Origin of the sequence: Pseudomonas sp. NFACC05-1 (genome assembly GCF_900100135.1) — a bacterium.
In the GTDB taxonomy this organism is placed as follows: Bacteria; Pseudomonadota; Gammaproteobacteria; order Pseudomonadales; family Pseudomonadaceae; genus Aquipseudomonas; species Aquipseudomonas fluorescens_Q.
Window position 1 is genome coordinate 313,902 of the sequence record NZ_FMTR01000001.1, and the last position, 24,215, is coordinate 338,116.

General features: G+C 58.6%; 21 protein-coding genes. 20 read left to right on the plus strand and 1 reads right to left on the minus strand.

The window, feature by feature from the left end; genetic code table 11:
• The first annotated feature begins 163 nt into the window (after positions 1 to 163).
• From BLO97_RS01470 to BLO97_RS01545, 16 genes are all read left to right on the plus strand, one after another.
• Entirely contained in the window at positions 164 to 946 is a 783-nt protein-coding gene (locus BLO97_RS01470) for a TetR/AcrR family transcriptional regulator (protein WP_139197637.1), read from the plus strand.
• 340 nt (positions 947 to 1,286) lie between these two features.
• Positions 1,287 to 2,099, plus strand: a complete 813-nt coding sequence (locus BLO97_RS01475) for an enoyl-CoA hydratase/isomerase family protein (protein WP_170867334.1) — start codon at positions 1,287 to 1,289, stop codon at positions 2,097 to 2,099.
• A 2-nt stretch (positions 2,100 to 2,101) separates the two neighbouring features.
• Entirely contained in the window at positions 2,102 to 2,830 is a 729-nt protein-coding gene (locus BLO97_RS01480) for an SDR family NAD(P)-dependent oxidoreductase (protein WP_086936774.1), read from the plus strand.
• Positions 2,830 to 3,735, plus strand: a complete 906-nt coding sequence (locus BLO97_RS01485; RefSeq protein ID WP_092344543.1) for an alpha/beta hydrolase fold domain-containing protein — start codon at positions 2,830 to 2,832, stop codon at positions 3,733 to 3,735. Before BLO97_RS01480 ends, BLO97_RS01485 begins: the two co-directional genes overlap by 1 nt.
• A 10-nt stretch (positions 3,736 to 3,745) precedes the next feature.
• Positions 3,746 to 5,224: a hydroxymethylglutaryl-CoA synthase family protein gene (locus BLO97_RS01490; protein WP_218189604.1), complete on the plus strand. Its 1,479-nt coding sequence runs from the start codon at positions 3,746 to 3,748 to the stop codon at positions 5,222 to 5,224.
• 6 nt (positions 5,225 to 5,230) lie between these two features.
• Positions 5,231 to 6,433 (plus strand): acetyl-CoA acetyltransferase, encoded by a 1,203-nt coding sequence (locus BLO97_RS01495; protein ID WP_092344545.1) that lies wholly within the window; start codon positions 5,231 to 5,233, stop codon positions 6,431 to 6,433.
• Positions 6,433 to 7,215 carry an enoyl-CoA hydratase/isomerase family protein gene (locus BLO97_RS01500; protein ID WP_092344547.1) on the plus strand — a complete coding sequence of 261 codons (783 nt, stop codon included), beginning with the start codon at positions 6,433 to 6,435 and terminating at the stop codon, positions 7,213 to 7,215. The genes BLO97_RS01495 and BLO97_RS01500 overlap by 1 nt, the downstream gene beginning before the upstream one ends.
• Complete coding sequence (locus tag BLO97_RS01505; RefSeq protein ID WP_092344549.1) at positions 7,212 to 7,982, plus strand: enoyl-CoA hydratase-related protein; 771 nt, start codon at positions 7,212 to 7,214, stop codon at positions 7,980 to 7,982. Before BLO97_RS01500 ends, BLO97_RS01505 begins: the two co-directional genes overlap by 4 nt.
• A 2-nt stretch (positions 7,983 to 7,984) precedes the next feature.
• On the plus strand, positions 7,985 to 9,502 hold the full coding sequence (locus tag BLO97_RS01510; RefSeq protein ID WP_092344551.1) for a 3-hydroxyacyl-CoA dehydrogenase: 1,518 nt from the start codon (positions 7,985 to 7,987) through the stop codon (positions 9,500 to 9,502).
• Positions 9,495 to 10,352, plus strand: coding sequence for an HTD2 family dehydratase (locus BLO97_RS01515; RefSeq protein WP_092225458.1), 858 nt, complete (start codon positions 9,495 to 9,497; stop codon positions 10,350 to 10,352). The genes BLO97_RS01510 and BLO97_RS01515 overlap by 8 nt, the downstream gene beginning before the upstream one ends.
• Entirely contained in the window at positions 10,349 to 11,248 is a 900-nt protein-coding gene (locus BLO97_RS01520) for an HpcH/HpaI aldolase/citrate lyase family protein (RefSeq protein WP_218189605.1), read from the plus strand. The genes BLO97_RS01515 and BLO97_RS01520 overlap by 4 nt, the downstream gene beginning before the upstream one ends.
• Before the next feature lie 17 nt (positions 11,249 to 11,265).
• Positions 11,266 to 12,936 carry an acyl-CoA dehydrogenase family protein gene (locus BLO97_RS01525; RefSeq protein WP_092142460.1) on the plus strand — a complete coding sequence of 557 codons (1,671 nt, stop codon included), beginning with the start codon at positions 11,266 to 11,268 and terminating at the stop codon, positions 12,934 to 12,936.
• Positions 12,936 to 14,153: a CoA transferase gene (locus BLO97_RS01530; RefSeq protein ID WP_092344553.1), complete on the plus strand. Its 1,218-nt coding sequence runs from the start codon at positions 12,936 to 12,938 to the stop codon at positions 14,151 to 14,153. The genes BLO97_RS01525 and BLO97_RS01530 overlap by 1 nt, the downstream gene beginning before the upstream one ends.
• A gap of 501 nt (positions 14,154 to 14,654) precedes the next feature.
• A complete protein-coding gene (locus BLO97_RS01535; protein ID WP_256571548.1) occupies positions 14,655 to 16,025 on the plus strand; it encodes an alginate export family protein in 1,371 nt (456 codons plus the stop codon).
• A gap of 26 nt (positions 16,026 to 16,051) precedes the next feature.
• Positions 16,052 to 17,731 carry an arylsulfatase gene (locus BLO97_RS01540; RefSeq protein WP_092344555.1) on the plus strand — a complete coding sequence of 560 codons (1,680 nt, stop codon included), beginning with the start codon at positions 16,052 to 16,054 and terminating at the stop codon, positions 17,729 to 17,731.
• A 47-nt stretch (positions 17,732 to 17,778) separates the two neighbouring features.
• Positions 17,779 to 18,810: a formylglycine-generating enzyme family protein gene (locus BLO97_RS01545; RefSeq protein ID WP_092345088.1), complete on the plus strand. Its 1,032-nt coding sequence runs from the start codon at positions 17,779 to 17,781 to the stop codon at positions 18,808 to 18,810.
• 232 nt (positions 18,811 to 19,042) lie between these two features.
• Here the strand turns inward: BLO97_RS01545 and BLO97_RS01550 are convergent, their stop codons facing one another.
• Positions 19,043 to 19,867 (minus strand): AraC family transcriptional regulator, encoded by an 825-nt coding sequence (locus tag BLO97_RS01550; RefSeq protein WP_092344557.1) that lies wholly within the window; start codon positions 19,865 to 19,867, stop codon positions 19,043 to 19,045.
• Positions 19,868 to 19,944: 77 nt separating this feature from the next.
• Here BLO97_RS01550 and BLO97_RS01555 point away from each other — a divergent pair, with 77 nt between their 5' ends.
• From BLO97_RS01555 to BLO97_RS01570, 4 genes are all read left to right on the plus strand, one after another.
• Positions 19,945 to 22,056, plus strand: a complete 2,112-nt coding sequence (locus BLO97_RS01555) for an FUSC family protein (protein WP_092344559.1) — start codon at positions 19,945 to 19,947, stop codon at positions 22,054 to 22,056.
• Complete coding sequence (locus BLO97_RS01560) at positions 22,046 to 22,255, plus strand: DUF1656 domain-containing protein (protein WP_092142443.1); 210 nt, start codon at positions 22,046 to 22,048, stop codon at positions 22,253 to 22,255. The genes BLO97_RS01555 and BLO97_RS01560 overlap by 11 nt, the downstream gene beginning before the upstream one ends.
• A gap of 2 nt (positions 22,256 to 22,257) precedes the next feature.
• Positions 22,258 to 23,172 carry an efflux RND transporter periplasmic adaptor subunit gene (locus tag BLO97_RS01565; RefSeq protein WP_092344561.1) on the plus strand — a complete coding sequence of 305 codons (915 nt, stop codon included), beginning with the start codon at positions 22,258 to 22,260 and terminating at the stop codon, positions 23,170 to 23,172.
• A gap of 186 nt (positions 23,173 to 23,358) precedes the next feature.
• Positions 23,359 to 24,135, plus strand: coding sequence for an EAL domain-containing protein (locus BLO97_RS01570; protein WP_092344563.1), 777 nt, complete (start codon positions 23,359 to 23,361; stop codon positions 24,133 to 24,135).
• The last annotated feature ends 80 nt before the right edge of the window (positions 24,136 to 24,215 follow it).

The following is a 24,215-nucleotide window of genomic DNA, read 5'->3' on the forward strand; positions in this document are numbered from 1 at the left end:
ATCGTCATCACTTTCGAGGCTTCCGGACGCCCGCTGGCACCGGCCTGCATCGCCGCCGGCGAGCTGGCGCAGCGACGAGCTAACTCAATGAATCAGTTAGTAATTTTTCATCGTGCCAATCCACTTTTGGAAATCCATGGGGGATTGCTTGTAAGCGCCGTCCTTGAGCGATTATGCCCCCGGTCGGACAATTTTCTTCACCCGCTGCAAAACCGTCGGAACCGACGAGTTGACCCAGACACCTCGCGCAGACTCTGAGCGCCCTCAGAAATCAGCAGAGGGCGTGAAAAATATGAGCAGGGTGGAAGAAGTCAAAAGACAGGCTGTGCGCCTGATGGCGGATAAGGGTTTCGAGGCCATGTCGTTGCGCCAGCTCGCGGCGGCGCTCGGGGTGCGCTCCGGTTCGGTGTACACCCACTACGAAAGTAAAGGTCAACTGCTCTTGGATGTGCACTGTGAGTTCTTGGAAGACCTACTTTCTACCTGGTTGGAACAACGCCCAAAGCGCTTGGACAGTGTGCGGATGTTGCAACGCTTTGTGAGCGTCTACGTCAGCTTTCATTACGCAAGGCGGGCTGAAAGCCGCATCGTTCAGCTGGATTTTCGTAGTCTTGATGAAGCGGGTAGGGCGCAGGTCAGCGAACTGAGATCGCAGTATGACGCTGAGCTGGAAACGATCCTGCAGACAGGTGAACAGCGAGGTTTTTTTCAGTTTGAGGACCTGCGTAACACGTGCTTGGCAATGTTCTGCGTGTTGCAGGGTGTTTGCGCTGGCGAGGCATTGCCCGAAGCGCGTGCCCTGGAGGTGTGTCTATCCAGCATTTCGCGGCTTGCCGGCATCCCTGCGCCACCTCAATCGCGCCTGCATGGCGAACTGTATGTCACGGGCCGAGTTGCCACCGCGCTTAAGGCCTCCATCTCCCAGGATCAAAAGCATCGAGGCTGAAGTCTCCGTACAGGGAATGCGCTTTGTCGTGGGAGGGATGGGCGGTATTCCGATTCCGCCTCGACCCGCAAAGGTCGATTGACCAATGGTTCGAACGAAATTCGTCCAAAACGACGATTGGACGCGCGCCCTCCATCCCTAAAGTACGAAGCGTTGAAACCGGTGGCGACGAAATTCGCGTGACGGCCAACGCCAGGGTCTTCGAGCCCAACCTGCGGGCCGAAACAGTCTGGCGCGCCGCGAATCAGTTGGCCTGCGCATGGCCCGCAAAAAAAGGTGGTGTTGGTCAACACCGACAAAGCCCTCTACACCCTTTCATTCCTGATTTGAGTGCCCTTTGATGAGCCAGCCTGAACTGTTGATCACCTCCGGCTTCGTGCTGCTGAGCTTGCATGGCAGCGTTGCCCACTTGCACCTGAATCGCCCGGATGCCGCCAATGGTCTGGATATTCCCACGCTGCAAGACCTTATCGCGGCGCTAATGTGCTGTCATGGCGAACGGCGTGTGCGCGTGGTGTTGCTCACCGGGGCCGGCGCTAACTTCTGCGCCGGCGGCGATGTGCATACCTTTGTCGGCAAGGGTGACGATTTACCGGAGTACATCCGCCAAGCCACGGTGTATTTGCAGGCTGCCATCAGCGCCATGATCCATTTGGATGCACCGGTAATTGCCGCTGTGCAGGGCTTTGCCGCGGGCGGCGGTGGCATGGGACTGGTGTGTGCGGCAGATGTGGTGATCGCGGGTGAGTCAGCCAAGTTTCTTGCCGGAGCCACTCGCGTGGCCATGGCGCCGGACGCTGGTTTGTCGGTGACCTTGCCGCGCTTGGTAGGACCACGCAAAGCCACTGAAATGTTGCTCATGAACCCGGTGGTGAAAGCCCCGGAAGCGCTCGCAATGGGCTTGATCAACCAAGTCGTCGCAGATGCTGAGTTGCAGACTACCGCCATGGCCTACGCCCAGCAGATGACCGAGGCCGCTCCCCTGGCTTTGGCCGCGACTAAACGTTTGCTGTGGGCGGGCATTGGTCTTGGCGTCGATGCCGCGATGCCGGAAGAAAGCCGTACCGTTGCCGAGCTGTGCCGCACCCGTGATGTGCGTGAAGGGCTGGCGGCGGTGATCGAAAAGCGCACCGCGCAGTTCGAGGGCCAATGACCATGCGTGCATTGACCGGTCAACGGGCTTTTGTCACCGGCGGTTCCAAAGGTATTGGCGAAGCCATCGTTCGGCGTCTGGCAGCCGAGGGCGCCAAGGTAGTGATTGCCGCGCAGGATATGATCAGCGCCGAGCGGCTGGCCGATGAAGTGGGCGGCCTGGCCGTTCGCCTGGATGTCACCGACCTGCTCGAAGTAGAGCGTGTGGTGACCATGCTAGGTCCATTCGAAATTTTGGTTAACAACGCTGGCTATGACCAGCATGACTTCTTCACCAAAACCACGGTGGAGCAGTGGCGCTACTTGTTGGCGGTCAACCTCGAAGGCGTATTTGCCTCAACCCACGCCGCGCTACCGGCGATGCAGGCGGCCGGTTACGGGCGAATCATTAATGTCGGGTCAGAGGCTGGCCGTCAGGGCTCCAAAGGTGGCGCCGTGTATGCCGCTGCCAAGGGCGGCGTGATCGCCTTCAGTAAATCCATTGCCCGGGAAAATGCCCGTTATGGCATCACTGTCAATGTGGTCGCGCCAGGACCAGTGGATACGCCTTTGCTGCGCAAAGCCCTCGACCGTGGCGGTGAAAAATTGTTGGCGGCCATGGAGGCCTCCACCCTGGTGGGTCGCTTGGGCGAGCCGAATGAAGTGGCGGCTGCCGTGGTGTTTCTCGCCAGTCGTGACGCCAGTTTTATTACCGGCGAAACCCTCGGTGTCTCGGGCGGGATGGGTTGCTGATGCGCGCTCAAAGCGAGGCGGTGGAACGGGTAATTGCCCGCATCCAGACCGTGTACGGCCGCTGGCGTCGGCACACGCCGATTGAAACCCTGCGCCGCGATTGGGATGACTTGTTTTGGGCCGATAAGCTGACGTGTGAAACCCAAGACGCCAGCGCCAACGGTGTGCCGGTGCGCTGGATCAAAACGCCCGGTGCCGCCGAGCAGCAGGTGTTGATTTATCTGCATGGCGGCGGATTCAAAATGGGCTCGCTCACCTCTCACCATGACCTGATGGTGCGCCTTTCTGTGGCCGCGGGTTGCAGGATCCTGGGTGTCGATTATCGCTTGCTGCCTGAGCATGGTTTTCCCGAACCCCTGCTTGATGTACTTGCGGTCTACGACTGGTTGGTGGCCCAGGGTTTTGAACCCGATCAACTGGCCATCGCAGGGGATTCCGCGGGTGGTGGGTTGGCCGCCGCGGCCTTGCTGGCCCTACGCGACAAAGGCCGCCCGCTGCCGGCCGCCGCTGTGTTGCTGTCGGCCTGGACCGACCTCAGCGCCAGTGGCGAAAGCTACCTGACCCGGGCCGAGTCTGACCCCATTCACCAACGCCCAATGATTGTTGCCCTGGCCGCGCAGTATCTGGGGAAGGATGGCGATCCGTTCAACCCCTTAGCTTCGCCGCTGCATGGCGATCTGACCGGTTTGCCGCCGTTGCTGCTCCAAGTCGGCGACTGCGAAACCGGTCTGGACGACAGCACGCTGTTTGCCGCCAAGGCCCGCGCAGCTGGGGTTGCGGTTGAGTTGCAGGTATGGCCGCAAATGTTCCACGTTTTCCAACAATTCGCCGCCGAGCTGGCGGAAGCACGCGAGGCCATCGCTTGCATCGGTGCGTTTTTACGCAAGCACTGGAACCTAAAATGAGGACTGCACTGTGAGTATCGGTATCACCGGATTCGGCGCCTATATCCCGCGCCTGCGTTTGAGCCGGCAAGCCGTGGTAGCGGCCAATGCCTGGTACGCCCCCGAGCTGAAAGGCAAAGCCCGTGGCCATCGCGCCATGGCCAACTGGGATGAGGACAGCATTACCATGGCGGTCGCGGCTGCACGCGATGCCTTGGGCGGACAGGACCTGCAGGGCCGAGTGCGCGAGGTGATTCTCGCTTCGTGCACCCTGCCGTTTGCCGAGCGCCTCAACGCGGCAGTGGTTGCCGAAGCGCTAAACCTGGGTGAGTACACTGGCGCCAGTGACGTCACCGGCTCGCAGTGCGCGGCCCTGGCCGGTTTTTCCCAAGCCTTGGCCAGTGCCGCTAGCGCCCCAGGCACTGTGTTGCTGACAGCCGCCGACAACCGCCGCACCCGCGCCGCCAGCGCGCAGGAGCTGGATTACGGTGATGGCGCTGCCGCGCTGTTGTTCGGTCGTGAACAGGTGATCGCAGAAGTGCTCGGCCAGGCGGCGTCGAGCGTCGACTTTATCGACCACTTCCGCCTCACTGGCCGCGAGATCGATTATTTCGGCGAAGAGCGTTGGGTGCGTGATGAAGGCGTTAGTCGCTGCATGCCCCAGGTGATCAAACGCGCCCTGAGCGACAGCGGCGTGGACGCCGAAGCGGTGGCACATTTCATCTTCCCCACCTCGCTGGCGAAGATGGATGCGCAACTGGCCCAGGCCTGTGGCATCCCTACCGAAGCGGTGGTCGATGGCCTGGCGGCAGAAGTGGGTAACACTGGCGTCGGCCATGGCCTGTTGCTGCTGGCCAATGTCCTGGAAAGTGCCGAGCCGGGGCAGGTGATCGTGCTCGCCCAATTTGGCAGCGGTGCTCGCGCCGTGGTACTGCGGGTGACCGATGAAATCAAACACTTCACCGCTCGCCGTGGCGTGTCCGGCTGGCTGGCCCGTGGCCGTGAAGAGCTCAGTTATACGCGCTTTCTCACCTACAAGGGCCAGTTGCAACTGGAGCGCGGTGTGCGCGGTGAGCAAGACAAGAAGACCGCGCTGAGCACAGCCTACCGCCATCGTCGCGCCATTCTCGGCCTGGTGGCCGGGCGTTGCCGTGTGAGTGGTGACGTGCATTTCCCACCCTCACGGCTGACCTACACCCCCGATGCCGCCGCCCTGGATACGCAGGACGCCCATCCCCTGGCTGACCGCCTTGGCCGGGTGCTGAGCTGGTCCGCCGAGTCACTGTCGTCCTATATGGCGCCGCCCCATCACTACGGGCAAATCGACTTCGAGGGGGGCGGTCGCATCCTGATGGAATTCACCGACGTCGCCAAGGGCGAAGTGCAGACCGCGCTCGAGGTGGAGATGGTCTTTCGCATCAAAGACATCGACGACCTGCGCGGTTTCAAGCGCTACTTCTGGAAAGCCACCCCCGTTCACACCCCCGCGCCGCAAGCGCCGTTGGAGTAATTCGTCATGCCCATTGGTATCAAAGACAAAGTTGCGATTCTCGGCATGGGCTGCTGCCGCTTCGGCGAACGCTGGGACGCCAGCCCGGAAGATTTGATGGTCGAGGCTTACAGTGAGGCCATGGCTGATGCAGGCATCTCCCCGGAGCAAATCGACGCCGCCTGGTTCTCCACCCACATGGAAGATGTGGGCACCGGCCGTGGCGGTACACCGATGAGCATTGCCCTGCGGTTGCCGAGCATTGGCGTAACCCGAGTAGAGAACTTCTGTGCCGGCGGTTCGGAAGCCATTCGCGCGGCGGTGTATGCGGTGGCCTCTGGCGCCTGCGATATCGCCTTGGCCCTGGGCGTGGAAAAGCTGAAAGACACCGGCTACGGTGGCCTGCCGGTCGCAACAGTCGGTACCTATATTCCGCAGTGGTACCCCAGCGCCGTGGCCCCGGCCAATTTCGCTCAACTGGCCTCGGCTTACCAGGCGCGTTTTAACGTTGACCCGCAGCTACTCAAACGGGCCATCGCCCATGTGTCGGTCAAAAGCCACGCCAACGGTGCCAAAAACCCCAAGGCGCACCTGCGCAAAATCATCACTGAAGAGCAGTGCCTGAAGGCGCCGATCATCGCTGAGCCCCTGGGCTTGTTTGATTGCTGTGGGGTTTCCGATGGGGCAGCGGCAGTGATCGTCACCCGCCCGGACATTGCCAGGGCCATGGGCAAGACCGATCTGGTGACCTTCAAGGCCCTGCAAGTGGCAGTCTCCAATGGCTGGGAAATGCAGGGCAATGGCTGGGATGGCAGCTATGTGCACACCACCCGCATTGCTGCCAGGAAAGCCTACGCCGAAGCCGGCATCACCCGGCCACGTGAACAGATCAGTCTGACCGAGGTGCACGACTGCTTCTCCATCACCGAGTTGGTGACCATGGAGGATCTGTTCCTCTCTGAGCCAGGTATGGCGGTGCGCGACGTACTGGATGGCGACTTCGACGCTGAAGGCCGAGTGCCTTGCCAGATTGACGGCGGTCTCAAGTGCTTCGGTCACCCGGTCGGCGCCAGCGGGATCCGCATGCTCTACGAAATCTACTTGCAGCTACAGGGGCGCGCCGGTCCGCGGCAGTTGCCAGACCCGCGTACTGGGTTGATTCACAACCTTGGCGGGCAGCCATCACAGAACGTTTGCTCGATTTCCATCATTGGTAGAGAAGAAGACTGATGGCCATCCTGATTGATGATCCCGCACCCGGCGTCCGGCGGTTGCTGATTAACCGTCCCGAGAAGCGCAATGCGATAAACCATGACGTACGCCAGTCACTCATCGATGCATTGACTGAGGCGCGTGAGCAGGCGGCTTGTCGAGCCATTATCTTGGGAGGCGTTGGAGGGATGTTTTCCGCTGGTGGCGACATCGCGACCATGGCCGATCTGGACGAGTCCGGTGCGCGTGAGCGAATGCAGCACATCCATCAGCTCTGCCGTTTGTTGGGGCAATTCCCGATGCCTGTCATATCGGCAGTAGAAGGCATCTGTGCAGGAGCGGGGGTTGGACTGGCGTTGCTGGGAGACGTTGTGCTCGCCGGCACCAAGACTCGGTTTCTGTTCCCTTTTCTGAAGCTGGGTCTCTCTCCCGATTGGGGATTGCTGCGAACACTACCTGCCCGAGTGGGTGTCGCCGAAGCAAAGCGCATGCTGACCCACGGCCAATACATATCCGCCGAGGAGGCCGTCGTCGCAGGTTTGGCGGATGAATGTGTTGGTCTAAATGTGGTGGACTCAGCAGTCAGCCTGGCGTGCAGGATGAGTCGTTTACCGCGCGACGCGTTTTCACGAATGAAAAATCGCCTGGATCACCCGTCGGCGAGCTTGGCCGAAGAGCTGCAGCGCGAGGAAGACGACCAGGCGGTGCTGTTGCTCGGTGCCGATTTTCGCGAAGGTTTTGCCGCTTTTGCAGAGAAGCGCGAGCCGCAGTTCACCAGCACCGTGGACTACCTCGTATGAGCACACCGGTGGTGGTAGAGCGCAATGGCGCGGTGGCTATCTTGCGGCTGAACCGTGTTGAAAAGCGCAATGCACTGGACCTCAGCATGCGTGTCGCCATCGCCAGCGCCATGCAGGAACTGGAGCATGACAACGGTGTGGCGGTGATCGTGATTACCGGCGGTGATAGCGTGTTTGCCGCTGGTGCCGATCTCAATCTACTGGTGGACAAGGGCGCCCAACAAGTGGCGGAGTTGGACCTGGGCCAGTACTGGGCGCCTGTGGCGAAAAGCCAGAAGCCGCTGATTGCGGCGGTCAGCGGCTTTGCCCTGGGGGCGGGCTGCGAGTTGGCGATGATGTGCGACATCCTGGTCGCCGACAACTCGGCGCGCTTCGGTCAGCCCGAAGCGAGGGTGGGCATTATGCCCGGCGCTGGCGGTACTCAGCGTTTGCTGCGTGCCGTGGGTAAACCAGTGGCCAGCCTGATGCTGTTGGCCGGTGAACTGCTCAGCGCCGAGCGCGCTAGCCAGTTGGGTTTGGTCAGCGAGTTGGTGACGGAGGGCAGCGCCTTGGCGCGCGCCATCGTCCTTGCCCAAGCCACGGCAACCATGCCGCCCAAGGCCTTGCGAGCAATCAAACGGGTGTTGGCACTGGGCGCCGATCAATCGCTGGACCTTGCACTGGCCCTGGAAAACCGCGAATTCCTACTGCTGTTCGACACGCAGGACAAAACCGAAGGCATGCGTGCATTCCTTGATAAACGCCCGCCGCGTTACACGGGAAACTAACTATGAGTATCCACAGTATCGCCGTGATCGGCGCCGGCACCATGGGCCGCGGAATCGTTCAGTTATTCGCCCAAGCCGGCCATTCGGTGCGATGTTATGACGCTGTCGAGGGCGCCGCGCAGAGCGCCATCGAGTTTGTCCGTGACCTGATCGACAGGGCTGTTAGCAAAGAACGTTACAGCCGCGAGCAAGGCGACGCGATTATCGCGCGCATGTCCGCCTGCACACACATCGAAGACTTGGCCGGTTGCGACTTGGCTATTGAAGCGGTGGTGGAGGACCTCGGTATCAAGCGTGAGTTGTTCCGTGCCCTGGAAGCGGTGCTGGGTGATACGGCGATTCTGGCCAGCAATACGTCTTCGCTAATGATCGCTGATATCGCTGCCGGTTGCCGCCGTCCCGAACGCGTGGCCGGACTGCACTTTTTCAACCCGGTACCCTTGATGAAGGTCGCCGAAGTCATCGCCGCTGTGCGTACTGCGCCCGCCACTGTCGCTGCCTTGCAGTCAGTGGTAGTGGGGGCGGGTCACCGCGCGGTGGTGGCCGAAGACCAGCCGGGATTTCTGGTTAACCATGCCGGCCGTGGGCTATACACCGAAGGCTTGCGCATCCTCGAGGAGCAGGTGGCCTCGGTACAGGACATCGACACTTTGATGCGCGAAGCCGGTGGCTTTCGCATGGGCCCATTTGAGCTGCTCGACCTTACGGGGCTGGATGTGTCCGGCAAGGTGATGGAGTCCATCTACCAGCAGTTTTACCAAGAGCCGCGTTTTCGTCCATCGCCTCTGGTCGCGCCGCGCCTGGGTGCTGGCCTCTATGGACGCAAGACGGGTGAAGGCTGGTATCGCTACAGCGACAACCTCAAAAAACAGGTGGCACCTGCTCGGCCTGTTCCTGCGCTCAACCACGAGTTGTTGGTCTGGGTGGACCCGGCTGCCGACGACTACGAACGCCTGCAAGGTCTGGTGTTGGAGGTCGGCATGATGCTGCACCATCTACCTGATGAGGCGGATATATCGCTGGTGCAGTTCTGGGGCGATGACGTCTCGCGTTACTGCGCAGTGCACGGTCTCGACCCCACCCGAACGGTGGCCGTGGACCCGCTGCCTGGCCTGGAAAACCACCGTACCCTGATGCTCAGCAGCGTCACCCGTCCAGAGGTGCGCGATGCCGCCTGGGCGATGCTGGCCGCACAAGACACACCAGTGACGGTGATCAACGACAGCTGCGGGTTCGTTGTCCAGCGAGTGTTGGCGACTATCGTCAATATCGCTGCCGATATTGTTCAACGGGGTATCGCCAGCGTCGCTGACATCGAAGATGCGGTGCGCCTTGGTCTGGGTTACCCGCAAGGACCGCTAAGCCTTGGCGATGCCATTGGTGGCAAGCGGGTGATGAACATTCTTACTCGCATGCATGAGCTCAGCGGTGACCCGCGTTACCGCCCCAGCCCCTGGTTGGCCCGGCGCGCGGCATTGGGGCTCTCGTTACTCACCGCAGAGACAGCGCGCGATGACTGAAATTGATATCGACTACTTGCGTGGCTGGGTAGGCCGCGAGCGTGTGCGTGAAGAACTGTTGGCGCCGTTCGCCGTCCAGGCGCTGAGCGCTACGCTGGATCGCGAACAGGTGCCTATGCAAGGCGAGACGCTGCCACCTACCTGGCAATGGCTGTACTTCAATGACTGCGCCCAGCGTACCAACCTGGGTGCTGACGGCCATGGCAGAACCGGAGGCTTCCTGCCACCGGTACCCTTGCCTCGACGTATGTGGGCGTCGGGTGAGTTCATGTGTGAGCGACCATTGCGCATCGGCGAACTGGCCGAACAGCGCTCGGTGGTCACTTCTGTTGAGCTGAAGGAGGGAAAAACCGGGGCCCTGGTGTTTGTCAGCCTGGAACATCAGATCAGCCAGCGGGGACGACGCTGTCTCGTGGAGAAACAACACTTGGTCTACCGGGAAATGGCCAACGGCCCCAGCCCGTCGCTGCCCGGCGAGCCCGCGCCAGATGAAGCGGATGTCAAGCAGCCATTTCAACCTGACCCGGTACTGCTCTTTCGCTACAGCGCGCTGACCTTCAACGGTCACCGCATTCACTACGATCGCGACTACGCCACGCGGCAGGAGCATTATCCGGCGCTGGTGGTACATGGCCCATTGTTGGCGACCTTACTGGCCGAGCAGGTGACGATACAAATGCCCGAGGTACGGGTAAGCAGTTTTGGTTTTCGTGCTGTGCGCCCGGTGTTCGACACTGACCACTTATTGCTGTGCAGCAAACGCAGTGGCGATCGTGTTGATCTGTGGACGCAGAACCAGGATGGCTTTGTCACCATGATCGCCACCGCCAACGTGGAGGTGTCGCAATGAGTCGTGCATTCCCAATGTGGCGCTCGCTGCTGTTTGTCCCCGCACATATTGGCAAGTTCACTGAAAAAGCCCATGAGCGAAACGCTGATGCCTGCATCCTAGACCTCGAAGACAGTGTTGCTCCCGGGCAAAAGACACAAGCTCGCGACGCTGCCAGCAGCGCCGCACAGAACATCTCCAACCATGGCCTGGATGTATTGGTGCGTATCAATACGCTCGATAGCGGCGGGGTGTTGGATTTGCAGGCAATTGTCAGCCCAGCCGTTTGTGCCGTGGTGCTGCCCAAAGTGGCCTCTGCCGAGGTGGTGCGCCACGTGGCCTTGCAACTGGACCGTTTGGAAGCCGAGCGCGGTATGACCTCGGGGCAAACGCTGATCCTCGCGCAGATCGAAGATGTAGCGGCGTTGCCTTTACTGGATGAAATTGCAACGGCCTCGCCACGGCTGATGGGCATGAGCCTGGGCCCGGAAGATTTTTCCGTGTCCGCGGGAATGGAACCTGTGCCGGAAACGTTACTGTGGCCCAACCAGCAAGTGGCCTTTGCCTGCCGCCGCGCAGGAATTCTGCCCTTTGGTTTTCCAGGCTCGATTGCCGACTTCAGTGACATCCCACGTTTTCGTCAGGCCCTCGTACTGGGGCGACAACTGGGAATGATCGGCGCCTTCTGCATTCATCCTGAGCAAGTGGCGGTGCTTAACGAAGTGTTTTCTCCTGGCGATGCCGAGGTTGAATACTCCGTCGCTCTGCTGGCTGAGTATGCCTGTGCCGAAGCCGAGGGGCGAGGCGCCTTTGCCTTCCGCGGCAAGATGATCGATGCGCCGATCGTCGCCCGTGCCCGAGAGCTGCTGACCCGCCACATGTCTGCCATTCACTGCCAACGACTGCCAGCTAAATAATGTTTGGAGTTCGACCTATGCTGCCAATTACCGCTACCAATGATTTGCTGGGCCTGCTGTTACAGTTGCGCGGCGTACTGGAGCAGGCCACCAGTGCCTTGGCTTCACGTTGCACCAAGGGCCAGCAACTGGATGCTGACCTGCTGGACCTGATGCAAGTACCGACTTTCGAACTCGCTTGGGCCAGTGCCGAATTGTTGGCCGCCGAGCGTTCATTGCAGGCCATTGATGCCGGTACTAGCGCGGTGGATCGACGCCTGATTTTGGTGTTTGCTGTGGAGGCCATCACCTTGGTGCGCAATCGCTTGGAGGCAATTTGTGCAGAGCTGGATCTGGCTGATAGCGCCCTGCATGCCATCGCGGCAGACCCTAGACTGCGTGCATTGCGTCGTAGTGTTTTATCGAGTGCTGCCCTGCATGACAGTGCGCGTTTAATGGCAGAACGTCCAGAGCAGATCGGTCAGGTGGCGATGGGGGACGAACTGTCGATGATTGAGGATCAGTTCCGCCGCTTCGCTACTGACACCGTGGCACCACTTGCCGAGCACATTCATCGCGAAGACCTCACCATCCCCGACAGCTTGCTGGCAGCCTTGCGCGATATGGGCGTCTTCGGGCTGTCCATTCCCGAGCAGTACGGCGGCAGCGCTCCAGACGATCAGGAAGATCCGTTAACCATGATTGTGGTCACCGAGGCCCTGTCTCAGGCTTCACTGGCTGCAGCAGGCAGCCTGATCACTCGTCCGGAAATTCTCTCGAGAGCGCTACTCAGCGGCGGCACTGAGTCCCAGAAGCAGCACTGGCTTGCGCGACTGGCTGTGGGAGAGCCGTTGTGCGCGATTGCAATTACCGAACCTGATTATGGTTCCGATGTGGCCAACCTGACCCTGCGAGGAACTCCCTGCGAGGGCGGCTGGCGCCTGAATGGAGCGAAAACCTGGTGTACCTTTGCCGGAAAGGCAGGGGTGCTGATGGTGGTCGCCCGTACTCATCCCGACAAAAAACTGGGGCACCGCGGCCTCAGTTTGTTGCTGGCGGAGAAGCCTAGTTACGACGGCCATGACTTTGATTTTCGTCAACCGGGGGGAGGGCGCCTTACTGGGCGGGCAATTCCTACCATCGGCTACCGTGGCATGCATTCGTTCGATCTGTCGTTCGAGGACTTCTTTGTGCCCGACGGTAATGTGATTGGCGAGACTCAGGGCCTGGGCAGAGGTTTCTACTACACCATGGCGGGGATGACAGGCGGGCGTATGCAAACGGCCGGACGGGCCAGCGGCGTGATGCGGGCGGCTCTATTGGCGGGGCTGCAATATGCGACGGAGCGCAAGGTGTTCGGAGCCCCACTGGCGGATTATCCGCTGACCGGCGCCAAGCTGACAAAAATGGCTGCACGTTATGTCGCCAGCCGTTATCTCACCTATTCGGTGGGACGCATGCTGGCTCAGGGCGAGGGCCGAATGGAAGCAAGCCTGGTGAAGTTGTTTGCCTGCCGCAGCGCGGAAATGGTGACACGCGAATCCCTGCAGATTCACGGCGGCATGGGCTATGCCGAGGAAGTGGCGGTGAGCCGCTACTTTGTCGACGCGCGGGTACTGTCAATTTTTGAGGGCGCCGAAGAAACCCTGGCGTTGAAAGTCATTGGCCGCAGCCTGCTGGAAGCCGCACTGAAAGCCGAGGTCGCCTGATGAGCGAGGCAATTCTCAAGGGCATGCGCGTAATTGAGGTATCGGCCTTTGTCGCCGCTCCGCTAGGTGGCATGACCCTGGCGCAGATGGGGGCCGATGTGATCCGCGTCGACGGTCTCGACGGCGGCCTGGACTATCGCCGCTGGCCGGTCACCGACGACGACACCAGCTTGTTCTGGGCCGGTCTCAATAAAGGCAAACGCTCGGTGGCTATTGATATCAATCGCCCCGAGGGCCGTGAGCTGGCCCAGGCTCTGATCACTGCGCCGGGCACGGATGCCGGCATGCTGCTGACCAACTTTCCGCCCCGAGGCTGGCTGGACTACGACACCCTGCGTGCCCAGCGCGCGGACCTGATTCAGTTGACCATTCAGGGCGATCGACATGGCGGCTCGGCGGTTGATTACACGATTAATCCGCGCATTGGTTTGCCCTATCTCACCGGCCCCCAAGACGTCGATGGCGCGGTCAACCATGTGCTGCCAGCCTGGGATTTGATCACTGGGCAAATGGCGGCCGTTGGGCTACTTGCTGCTGAGCGTCAGCGCAGCCGGCAGGGCATTGGTCAGCAGGTGAAGCTGGCTCTGGAAGATGTGGCGCTGGCAGTGATGGGCCATTTGGGCTTTCTTGCCGAAGCCCAGCGCGGCGTACAACGGCAACGCCACGGCAATGACTTGTTCGGCGCCTTTGGCCGCGACTTCGTGACCCGTGACGGGCAGCGCATTATGGTGGTTGGTCTGACCCTCAAACAGTGGCGCAGCCTCTGCGAGGTCACAGCTATCACCGAACAGGTGGAGGCCTTGGGTCGACACCTACAGGTCGATCTAAATCGCGAAGGTGAGCGTTTTCACGCCCGCGAGGCCTTGGCCTCATTGGTCAGCCCCTGGGTGGCGGAGCGCACCCTGGAAGAGATAACCGCCCTCTTTGAAGACCGCGGCGTGTGCTGGAGCCACTATCAGAGCATCAGCACCCTGCTTGAAGAAGACCCTTCCTGCTCCGAGCAAAACCCCTTGTTCAAATTGCTGGAGCAGCCCGGCATCGGCCAAATACTCACCCCCGGCATGCCCCTGCGTTTCAACGGCCACTACCGCACGCCACAGCCGGCACCGCAATTGGGGGCTGATACCGAGGCGGTGTTGATGGACGTGCTGGGGTTGAGCAGTAGCGAATTCGGCGCGTTGCATGACCAGGGATTGGTGCGTATCGCACATCGGTAGGGATGTGCCCGCGTCAACGTCGGGCGAGGATAGCTACAGGAGATCCAAACGGCCATCTTGCTCAAGGTTGTCAGGTCGTGCAGTCGTAAGAGAGCCCCCCAGTCATCGCCTGTCTTATTTCGCACGCGTCTCATGCAGACGATGCGCCGAATGGCCGTAGGTATGGCGGCTGATCAAGCAATGGCTTGAGGTGACCCCCGGGCTTTTGATGGGATTGTTGATGCCGGCACCGATTGATTCATGTGCTAACGCAACACTGACCCACCTCCAATCGGCACAAATCCAGCACAGACAGTAGTGCTGGTTTCAGGCTGTTTTCCGAGTGATTTATGGCAGCGACAGCTAATTCTGCTGTCACGCAGAGACAAGCCATGCCTCCCGATCCGGGCATACGATCACCTCCAAGCGAGCACACTTAAAAAAACGCTCGGCGTCGTGAACTTACCTTCCTGCCTCCAATAATTAAAATGGTGAAGTATGTCTTCGAAAAGCCGGATCACCTTGACTTACAAGAAGCCGGATGAACAGAAGGTTCACTCCTTCAAGGTTCAGTTCGGCGCTGTTAATATTTTCCTCGGATTAGCGCTGGCTGTAGTGGATCACAGTGCTTCGGCTGCAACGATTTATAAAGACGACAACACGAAGCTTGACTTCACGGTACAGGCGATCTACGGGGCGTTTCACAGCAGTGAATCCTATAATCAGGGCGGTCCTATCAAGTCTGGTGCCGCCGGTTGGCAAGAAGGGGTACTCAGGGCTGGGTTTAAAGGCCAGACGCTATTGCCTGGGTTATATGACAGTTCGCTCTACGGAGAAACCACTTGGGTGGCTAGCGGTACCTGGGATGGTGGCGATGCTGCGGGATACACGGACGGCTCCGAGCGACGGGCATCAATCGATCGGGCTTATATCGGCTGGCGCTCGGGTAATCTGATGCATGACTGGGGAAAAGACTTTGTCGATCTATCTGTGGGCAGCCAGAAAATTCAGATAGGTGATGGATTCATCATCAACGGGGATGGCTTAAGTGTCGGCAACAATATTGCCGATGGTCAATTGGATAGAGGTGGCGCCTATTACCTCACCCCGCGCAATGCTTTTCATAATACGGTGAAGCTGCACCTTGGGGCGCAGGATCTATGGCGTGGCGATTTGATTTGGCTGAAATCGGATAATGAGATCAAAGCCAAACCAGAACTCGGGATTGCGGTACTGGAAAGGGGAGATGAGCATGCTACGTTCGGCCTCACTTATATAAAGGGTTTGGGGGTTGACGAAAGCTTGGCGAACAGTTTCAGCGCCCAGAGGGATGGTCTTGAAGTTGTCAGCCTTCGTGGGCAAGGTGACTTCGGTATCAAGGACCTGTTTTTATCGTTCGAATATGCCCATGAGGACAAGTCACAGGGGCAGGAACATGCCTGGTACGCGGAAGGCGCGTGGACCTTCTCCCAGTTACCATGGACGCCTCGCTTGGGCTATCGCTACAGTCGTTACTCCGAAGACTACGACCCCCTCTTCAGTGGTTACAGTCGTGGTTACGGCACTTGGTTTCAAGGCGAAGTCGCCTCTAACTACTCAGGGCCATTTCAGCGAAATGCTGGCATTCATATGGCGGAGCTCCAATTGCATCCGACCGCCAATCTGACCTTGGGCGCATTGGCTTACTCGTTTAGAAGTCTGGACAAAAGACAAGGCGACCTGGACGCCAGTGAAGTGGATGCATACCTGGATTGGTCGGTGGGAGAGAACTGGGTTATCAGTCCCTTGGTGGGGCTCTATAAACCTAAGAAAAGTGCAGAACAAGGCGGCTCCCAACTGGGGAACGATAATCTTAACGTCTACAGCCAGTTAGTCGTGGCTTTTCACTTCTAAAAAATGACAGAAAAGGTTCTGAAGAAATGAAAAAAAACTTGAACTGGCTCGCCTCTAGTGCCTTGCTCGTTGTGGCGTGTCTTGTCCCCCAGGCCTTCGCAGCCTCAGCGAAACCCAATATTTTGTTAATTGTTGCCGATGACTTGGGGTATTCAGATCTAGGAGCATTTGGCGGGGAAATTGACACCCCGAATCTGGATGAACTGAGTAAGCACGGTACCTTGCTTCAATCGCTTTACGTTGCCCCCACCTGTTCGCCGACCCGCTCCATGTTGATGTCGGGGACCGACAATCATCTCGCAGGTGTCGGTAATATGGCGGAAATGATGACGCCTCACCTCACACCTGAGCAGATGGGCAAGCCTGGCTACGAGGGTTATCTAAACCAGCGCGTAGCGGCCCTGCCAGAGTTGATGAAGGATGCTGGTTACCAGACCTTCATGGTCGGAAAATGGCACTTGGGTGGCGCTGATGGACTGCGTCCACAGCAGCGTGGGTTCGATAAGTCATATGTCCTTATGGGTGGTGGGGCCGCTCATTTTAAGCAAACGGCACCTATGCAAATAGCGTCAGACGCCCCGGAACCCGTCTACAGGGAGAATGACATCAAGGTAGAGTTGCCAGTGGATTTTTACTCATCGACCAACTTTACGAACAAGTTGATTGAATACGTCGATGCTGGCCTGGGAGAAAAAAAGCCCTTCTTTGCCTATGCCGCCTACACCGCCGCGCATTTACCTTCCCAGGCTCCCGACGCCTATCTGCAGAAATATCGGGGACGTTATGACCAAGGTTACGAAGTGACCGCGGCACGCAGAATCGAAAAACTCAAATCTCTTGGCCTGGTCGACGCAAAAGCTACACCAGTTCCGATGCCCAAGGGGGTAAAGCCATGGTCTGCACTCAGTGTCGAAGAGAAAGAATACTCGGCACGGACAATGGAAGCCTACGCGGCAATGGTTGATGCTTTTGACCATGAGATCGGCAGACTTATCAATCACCTCAAGGACAAAGGGCTTTATGACAACACCTTGATCGTGTTCTTGTCCGATAATGGACCAGAAGGTAATGATTGGAGCAAAGATGTTGAAAATGATCAATGGATCCCCAAACACTTTGACGTCTCGTTAAACAATATTGGACGTCCAAACTCTTTCGCTTATGAGGGACCCGCCTGGGGGCAAGTCAGCGCCCAACCATTCAGAATGTTCAAGGCCTATACCAATGAAGGGGGTGTTCGTTCTGCATCGTTCATGCGTCTTCCATTCAATGACAACCCTCAACGCACCGACGCCGTGGTGACTGCCATGGACGTCATGCCAACGATACTTGATGTGGCAGGTATCAAACATCCCGGTACGCAATACCAAGGCAAAACCGTTGAGCCGATGAAGGGGGCGAGTGCTTTATCCATGCTCCAAGGTAAAAGCCACGCAGTGCATGATTCCACCTATACCGTCGGCATTGAATTGATGGGGCGTAATGCTATCCGCAAGGGCAACTGGAAAATCGTTTACTCCTTTGATGATGGCAAGGGTACTTGGGCGCTGTACGACCTGGCGACCGACCGCGGTGAGTTACACGATCTTTCCAGTAAGCACCCAGACAAGTTGAATGAGCTGCTGACTGAGTGGGCGCAGTATGTGCGGCAGAACAATGTCATCAGTACGGGGCGTGATACAACCTACCCACGTCGTGACTATTGATACAGAGGGCCTCCCACGTGGAGAGGCCCCATTGATGAGTTATGAAAATGAATGACTACAGGCGTGCTCTGATAGCCGGGGCATTATTGAGCGTGATGGTTACCATTGATAATGTCAGTGCTGAACCTGTTTATTCATCTTTGGGGGACGTATCATCTTGCAAGCAATATTCAGGCTTACCGCCCAAGGATGTACCTATAGAGCAGGTATGGGTGCCGGGGGGCACCTTTACTATGGGTTCCAATACGCACTATCCGGAAGAAGCGCAAGAGCGGAAAGTTACGGTGGGTGGGTTTTGGATTGATCGGCATGAAGTGACGAATGCGCAATTCCGAGCGTTCGTTGAGGCGACGGGATACAAAACATTGGCTGAGCGCGGGTTAGACCCTAAAGTATTCCCCGGTTTGCCCGATCAGATGTACCGTCCAGGATCAACAGTGTTCGAACCCCCTCGCGATCTGCAGGTCATCAACCTTCAGTGGTGGCACTTTATAGAAGGAGCTGATTGGCAACACCCTAGCGGTCCAGGCAGCTCCATCGACAACATGGATAATCATCCCGTTGTACAAATAGCCTTTGAAGATGCTCAGGCTTACGCGAAGTGGATGAACCGTGCATTACCGACCGAAGCTCAATTTGAGTACGCGGCTAAAGGTGCAAGCAGTACAACCTACCCCTGGGGCAAGAGTCTTCATTTGGACGGGAAGGAGATGGCCAATACCTGGACCGGCGTGTTTCCATTTCAGAATACCGCCACTGATGGTTTCATCGCGACAGCGCCTGTTGGCTGTTTTTCTCAGAATGCCTACCATCTTTTTGATATGGTGGGTAATGTTTGGGAGTGGGTAATGGATGACTGGACGCCTTATCACTCCATCGAGGAAGAGCCTCATCCAGAAATTGATCTTGAGGATTCACTCAGCGTCCAAGCGCGAACGCTTCTGCTGGGTACAATCAAAGGGGGATCCTTTCTTTGTTCACCCTCGTACTGCAAACGCTACCGTCCGAGTGCGCGACATGCTCAGGATCGAACCATGGGAACTAACCATATTGGCTTTCGCACGGTGAGCCTTCCTTGAAGACCTGAACGTGATTTGTTGAATGGTTTAGTTGACTTAATTAATGCCAGGGTTCGCAATCTTAGTTGCAGTCAGCTAGGGCCCAATGAACCCGTTAGAGGCGAGCCATTGATGGCAAGCACAGCGTTCGCGGGCTGAGTAGGTAATTGGCGTAAATTACCTCGTGTTTCACCTCCATGCCTCGCAACTGCCCCCCAACTGTGGTCTCCAGGCGATTTCGAAGTCATGAATTTCAGTTATTCGGTATTCGTTTTGGAGCCGACGGCAATTGCGCCCCACGTTGAGCAAAATACTGTGCGGGCGTGCTCCCCAGGGCCTTTTTGAACATTGTGATAAAGGCGTTGACCGAGTTGTAGCCCAGCTCGGTTGCAACGTTCTGCACCTTCGCACCACTGGCCAATTCTCGCAGTGCAACAACAAGGTGCAACTGTTGCCGCCAGCGTCCAAACGTAAGGCCCGTCTCACGAATCATCAATCGAGACAGCGACCTGTCGCTCATCGCCACGCGTTTGGCCCATTCGGCTGACGTACTGCGGTCGGAAGGGGCGAGCGTCAGTGCATCTGCTATCGCACGAATCTTTGGATGGCTGGAGATGGGTAGGTTGAAGCGCTCACGCGGCATTTCGACCAATTCGTCGAGGATCACTCTCGCAAGCCTGGCGGTATGGCCAACTGAAGGATAATCGGCAGGCTCCTGTGCTAGCCGGTCAATCATTTCCCGGATCATTGGGGAGATGGACAGCGTGCAGCAACCCTCGGGTAGCTTCGCCGCTCCGGGGTTCACGAAAAGATAATTGAGCCGAGCATTCGCTGTCGCCCGTGCGCTATGCGGCACGCCGCCCGGAATCCAGACGCCGCAGTAGGGCGGTACGATCCAGATCTCGTTGTCCGCAGTACAAGTGACCGCCCCGTGCAGCGCGAGGATCAGTTGGCCCTTGCGATGTACATGTGTCGGCACTTCCGCTTGGTGATCTGCAAAGTCGAGCTGCCGGGCCACCGCCGGCCGGTCCGTGAGGTCAGGGTCGAAGACGGAAACGGCTGATCGCGTGAGCGGCATACAATTGGCAGTTTTTAGGGATATTTTGGAAGAATACTGAATTTATTTGCGTTTGCAACGCCGCAATAATAGTTCGCATGAACATCCTATCCGCTGTGAACAAACCACCAGGGAGCGCCGGCGTCGGCATAGCGCACGTGATGGTGTCCCTCCTGCAAACCCCTGCAATGAGGGCCGACGTGGATGCGTTGCTGTTTTCGGCGAAGAGCTTTGCCGCAGCGATGTTGGCCTACTATGTTTCGCTGCGTATAGGACTTGCCAATCCTTACTGGGCAATAGTGACCGTCTACATTGTCTCGCAAACCTCTGCTGGGGCGTCGCTCAGTCGCGGTGTCTATCGCTTCGTGGGAACCCTCGTCGGGGCGGCGGCAACGGTGGCAATCATTCCGAATTTCGTGAATGACCCTATCGTATGCAGCGTGGTGCTCGCCTGCTGGATCGGCCTGTGTCTTTATTTCTCGCTGCTCGATCGCACGCCAAGGGCCTATGCTTTTGTCCTTGCTGGTTATACCGCGAGCCTGATCGGATTTCCCAGCGTCCTCGATCCAGGCGCGATGTTTGATACAGCCTCCGTGCGGGTCCAGGAAATCTCCATCGGGATACTGTGTGCCGTTCTAGTGCATCGCTACATCCTGCCCAAACGTATGACGGGTCAGTTCATTGGCAAGCTGTTGGCAGCGCTGCGGGACGCCCGTCGGCTGGCAGCTGACGCCTTGAAGGGAACGCCGAGCGAGAATCGTTGCGACTGGACCCAGCTCGCGGCGGATCTTCTTGCCCTTCAGGGGCTTGCATCGCACCTGCCCTATGAACCGGCCCCTGCGCCGCGGCACGAGTCGGTACAACTGATCCATGACCGGCTGGCGCGATTGCTTGCGCTCGCTGCGGAGATTGAGGACCGGATCCATTCCCTGGGTATGGGCGGCTACAACTCGCCCGATGAACTGGTCGCTTTGCTCGATGATATCGCGACGTGGATTCCAGCTGTCGAGGCGGCCGACCGGGAGGACGTTGCAATGTGTTTAATCGCCCGCGCGCAGGCGATCAACAAACGTTGCGGTGTAGGCGCCGCAACGTCTGGCGCCAGGCTCGCCGCTAATCTCGCCGGTTATCTTGGCGAAATGATCGGCCTGCTCCAAGACTGCGACAACCTGGGGCGCCACATCGTGACTGCCGAGCAATCACACGAGGCGACAGTGCTTCATTGGCCCAAGCCCGCGAAGGGCTACATCTATCACCGCGATCGCTGGATGGCGGGCCGGGCCGCGTTGGGTGCCATCGTCGGCATCCTGATCAGTTGCGCTTTCTGGATCTGGTCGGCCTGGCCCGAGGGCGGGACGGCCGTATCCATTTTCGGCGTATGTTGCACGCTGTTCGGGAATGTCGATGAGCCAGTCCCTAACGTCATCAAATATATGCTCGGCTCGATCTATGGGGCGGTCATCAGCTTTGCCTACAGCTTCGTCATTCTTCCTCAGGTCACGGACTTTGTTCTCCTTGTTATGGTGCTAGCACCGGCGTTCCTGTTCGCGGGGTCCCTGCAAGCGCGTCCGCCGACGACGCTCATGGCGCTCGGTATCACCCTGACCATTCCGATCCTTTCGGGGCTGCGCGCCACCTACGCCGGCGACTTCGCGGCATCCCTCAATACCGTTGTTGCGCTCTTTGCGGCGGTCGGATTCGGGGCGGTTAGCATGACCTTGTTCCAGAGCGTCCCGGTCGACGCGGCGATCAGTCGGCTGCTTCGATTGAGTCGCAGGGGCGTCAGCCGTCGAGCGCTGGGTGATGTGCCCGATGACCGGTATTGGACGAACCTTATGATCGATCGCACGGCGCTGCTGCTACCAAGGCTACGGGTGTCCAACAAAGGCTATCCGGATGTTCTCGACGATACCCTGCACCATCTGCGTGTCGGCCACGCTGTTGGATCGCTGCGCAAGATGATCCCGCAGGTCGACGGCGACATTGCCGAAAAACTGGGTGAAATGCTTTTCGCGATCGCGGCACACTTCAGCGCCAGGGACCTTACGGATCATGTTGACTCGATCGGTTTTGACCAGCGTATCGAGACCTTGCAGGTGATGATCGCTGACAGCTCGATCAACGACCGCTCGCGGATCGCCGAGCTGCTCATGGACCTTGGATTTGCACTAGGTCCCCGTCATACGGCGAGCGCGCCTCATGATCGTTGATCTCGACGTCGGTGGCGTCCTCATCCCCGGTTTACTGGCGCTGGTATTCGTCGCTATTTTTGCCACCGTCGCGATGATCCGCGTTCTCTGCGTGGTGGGCATCTACCGCCTATTCGCTCGCCGGCCGCTCGTCGAACTCGCCATTTTCGCGCTCATCTACGGTCTGCTCGTGCAGCACCTGCCATCAATCGGACGCTAATCTTGAAGCCAGTTCTATCCTTGCTCAGCCGCTATGCCCTGACTCTTTGCCTCGTTGCTGGCGCCACGCTCATTGCGCTGGGGGCGTGGAACCATCACGAGCGAACGCCCTGGACTCGCGACGGGCGAGTGAGCGCGGATGTCGTGCAAATCGCACCGGAAGTCTCCGGCACTGTCAGTGCCGTCCCGATTGTTGATAACCAGTATGTTCATCGGGGTGACGTTCTGTATGTGATCGACCCGCAGCGGTACCGGCTCGCCTTGGCGGCGGCCGAAGCCGACGTCGAAGCCAAGCGTCAGGATAGGCTCGTTCGCCAAGCGGCGGCGCGGCGGCGCGGCCAACTCCGCGATATCGTGTCCCAAGAAGATGTTCAGCAAACAGGAGGCGCGGCCGCAGTGGCGGGCGCCACCTATCAAGCAGCGCTAGCGGCTCTGGACCTCGCCAAACTCAATCTCGCCCGCTCTACGATCCGCTCGCCGGTCGATGGCTATGTCACTAATCTGAGGTTGCGCCCGGGTGACTATGCGACGGCTGGTTCGGCAACGGTTGCTGTCCTCGACGCGGCGAGTTTCTGGGTTACTGGCTATTTCGAGGAGACGAAGATCCGGCAGATCCGCGTCGGCAAGCCGGCGCGGATCATGCTGATGGGCTTTGATCTGCCTGTGTCGGGGCATGTCGAAAGCATCGGACGGGGTATCGAGAACAGTAACGATTTGCCTGGTCATCTCGGCCTGCCAAATGTGGCGGCGACATTTAGCTGGGTGCGTCTTGCGCAGCGGATCCCGGTTCGCATCCATATCGATAGGGTGCCAGCAGGCGTTGAATTGGCCGCAGGCATGACAGCGAGTGTTGAGATCATCCCGTCAGCTCTGCATCCAGTGTCGATTCCTTCGCAGGCCTCAAGGCAGCTTGATTGATCTTACCGTTAAGCTGCATTGAGCATTCGAGATCAGCAGTGCCTGATACAGGTCGCACCGATCAAGGTGAGCGGTGGGGCCGGCCGATAGTGTTTCAGAAACTTCGGCCTGCGCCGACTCTGGTGGTGTCGGCTACAGTTCCTTGTAACCACAGGAATGTATCACGACCGCCACGGAATATTGATCATGACGAAACGCCCTCCGTTCCAATCGCTTGGCTGCGCCGAATGCCGCAACCGCGAGGCGTTGGGGTTTGATTTCACTATGGCCTTCCAGCCTATTTTCAACGTCCGGACACACGCTGCGTTTGCTTATGAGGCATTGGTCAGAGGCGTCGATGGCGAATCGGCTGGCTACATCCTGGGGCTGGTGAACGACAGCAACCGCTACCGATTCGACCAGGCCTGCCGGGTGAAAGCCATCGAGGAAGCCGCAAGGCTGGGCCTGTTGGAGATTCCCGATTGCTTGTTGAGCATCAATTTCCTGCCCAACGCCGTATACCGGCCGGAGACATGTATCCGGGCCACCCTGGAAGCGGCGCGCCTGACCCATTTTCCGCCAGAGAGGCTCATGTTCGAAGTGACCGAAGGCGAGAAGGTGGTAGACCCCGAGCACCTCAAATCGATTTTCGTGGAGTACGAGCGCCAAGGTTTCATGACCGCCGTCGACGATTTTGGCGCGGGCTATTCGGGCCTTAACCTGCTGGCCATGTTCCAACCGCAGGTGCTGAAGATTGACATGGCACTGACCCGAGGCATCGATCAAGATTCGGTCAAACAAGCGATCGTCGAAGGCATCGTCCTGGTCGCCAGGCGCTTGGATATCCTGGTCATTGCCGAAGGTGTCGAGACGTGTGAAGAAAGCTCGACGCTTCTAGGCATGGGGATCGAGCTGATGCAGGGATATTTGTATGCAAGGCCCGAGGTCGGTCATCTCCCGGCTGGATGCTTTGACTTGGGTTGATGTGTCCAGGCCCTTCATCATGTTTCCTGATGGGTGTGAACACTGCGAGTCCGTTGCTTATTCGCCATTCACCGCATTGT

Bases quoted from the DNA above. Each gene is read 5' to 3' on its own strand.
- BLO97_RS01550 (WP_092344557.1), bottom strand. From the start codon at position 19,867: ATGCCGCTCACGCGATCAGCCGTTTCCGTCTTCGACCCTGACCTCACG.
- BLO97_RS01485 (WP_092344543.1), top strand. From the start codon at position 2,830: ATGCGCGCTCAAAGCGAGGCGGTGGAACGGGTAATTGCCCGCATCCAG.
- BLO97_RS01505 (WP_092344549.1), top strand. From the start codon at position 7,212: ATGAGCACACCGGTGGTGGTAGAGCGCAATGGCGCGGTGGCTATCTTG.
- BLO97_RS01500 (WP_092344547.1), top strand. From the start codon at position 6,433: ATGGCCATCCTGATTGATGATCCCGCACCCGGCGTCCGGCGGTTGCTG.
- BLO97_RS01510 (WP_092344551.1), top strand. From the start codon at position 7,985: ATGAGTATCCACAGTATCGCCGTGATCGGCGCCGGCACCATGGGCCGC.
- BLO97_RS01560 (WP_092142443.1), top strand. From the start codon at position 22,046: ATGATCGTTGATCTCGACGTCGGTGGCGTCCTCATCCCCGGTTTACTG.
- BLO97_RS01525 (WP_092142460.1), top strand. From the start codon at position 11,266: ATGCTGCCAATTACCGCTACCAATGATTTGCTGGGCCTGCTGTTACAG.
- BLO97_RS01540 (WP_092344555.1), top strand. From the start codon at position 16,052: ATGAAAAAAAACTTGAACTGGCTCGCCTCTAGTGCCTTGCTCGTTGTG.
- BLO97_RS01520 (WP_218189605.1), top strand. From the start codon at position 10,349: ATGAGTCGTGCATTCCCAATGTGGCGCTCGCTGCTGTTTGTCCCCGCA.
- BLO97_RS01480 (WP_086936774.1), top strand. From the start codon at position 2,102: ATGCGTGCATTGACCGGTCAACGGGCTTTTGTCACCGGCGGTTCCAAA.
- BLO97_RS01530 (WP_092344553.1), top strand. From the start codon at position 12,936: ATGAGCGAGGCAATTCTCAAGGGCATGCGCGTAATTGAGGTATCGGCC.
- BLO97_RS01555 (WP_092344559.1), top strand. From the start codon at position 19,945: ATGAACATCCTATCCGCTGTGAACAAACCACCAGGGAGCGCCGGCGTC.
- BLO97_RS01515 (WP_092225458.1), top strand. From the start codon at position 9,495: ATGACTGAAATTGATATCGACTACTTGCGTGGCTGGGTAGGCCGCGAG.
- BLO97_RS01495 (WP_092344545.1), top strand. From the start codon at position 5,231: ATGCCCATTGGTATCAAAGACAAAGTTGCGATTCTCGGCATGGGCTGC.
- BLO97_RS01545 (WP_092345088.1), top strand. From the start codon at position 17,779: ATGAATGACTACAGGCGTGCTCTGATAGCCGGGGCATTATTGAGCGTG.
- BLO97_RS01475 (WP_170867334.1), top strand. From the start codon at position 1,287: ATGAGCCAGCCTGAACTGTTGATCACCTCCGGCTTCGTGCTGCTGAGC.
- BLO97_RS01570 (WP_092344563.1), top strand. From the start codon at position 23,359: ATGACGAAACGCCCTCCGTTCCAATCGCTTGGCTGCGCCGAATGCCGC.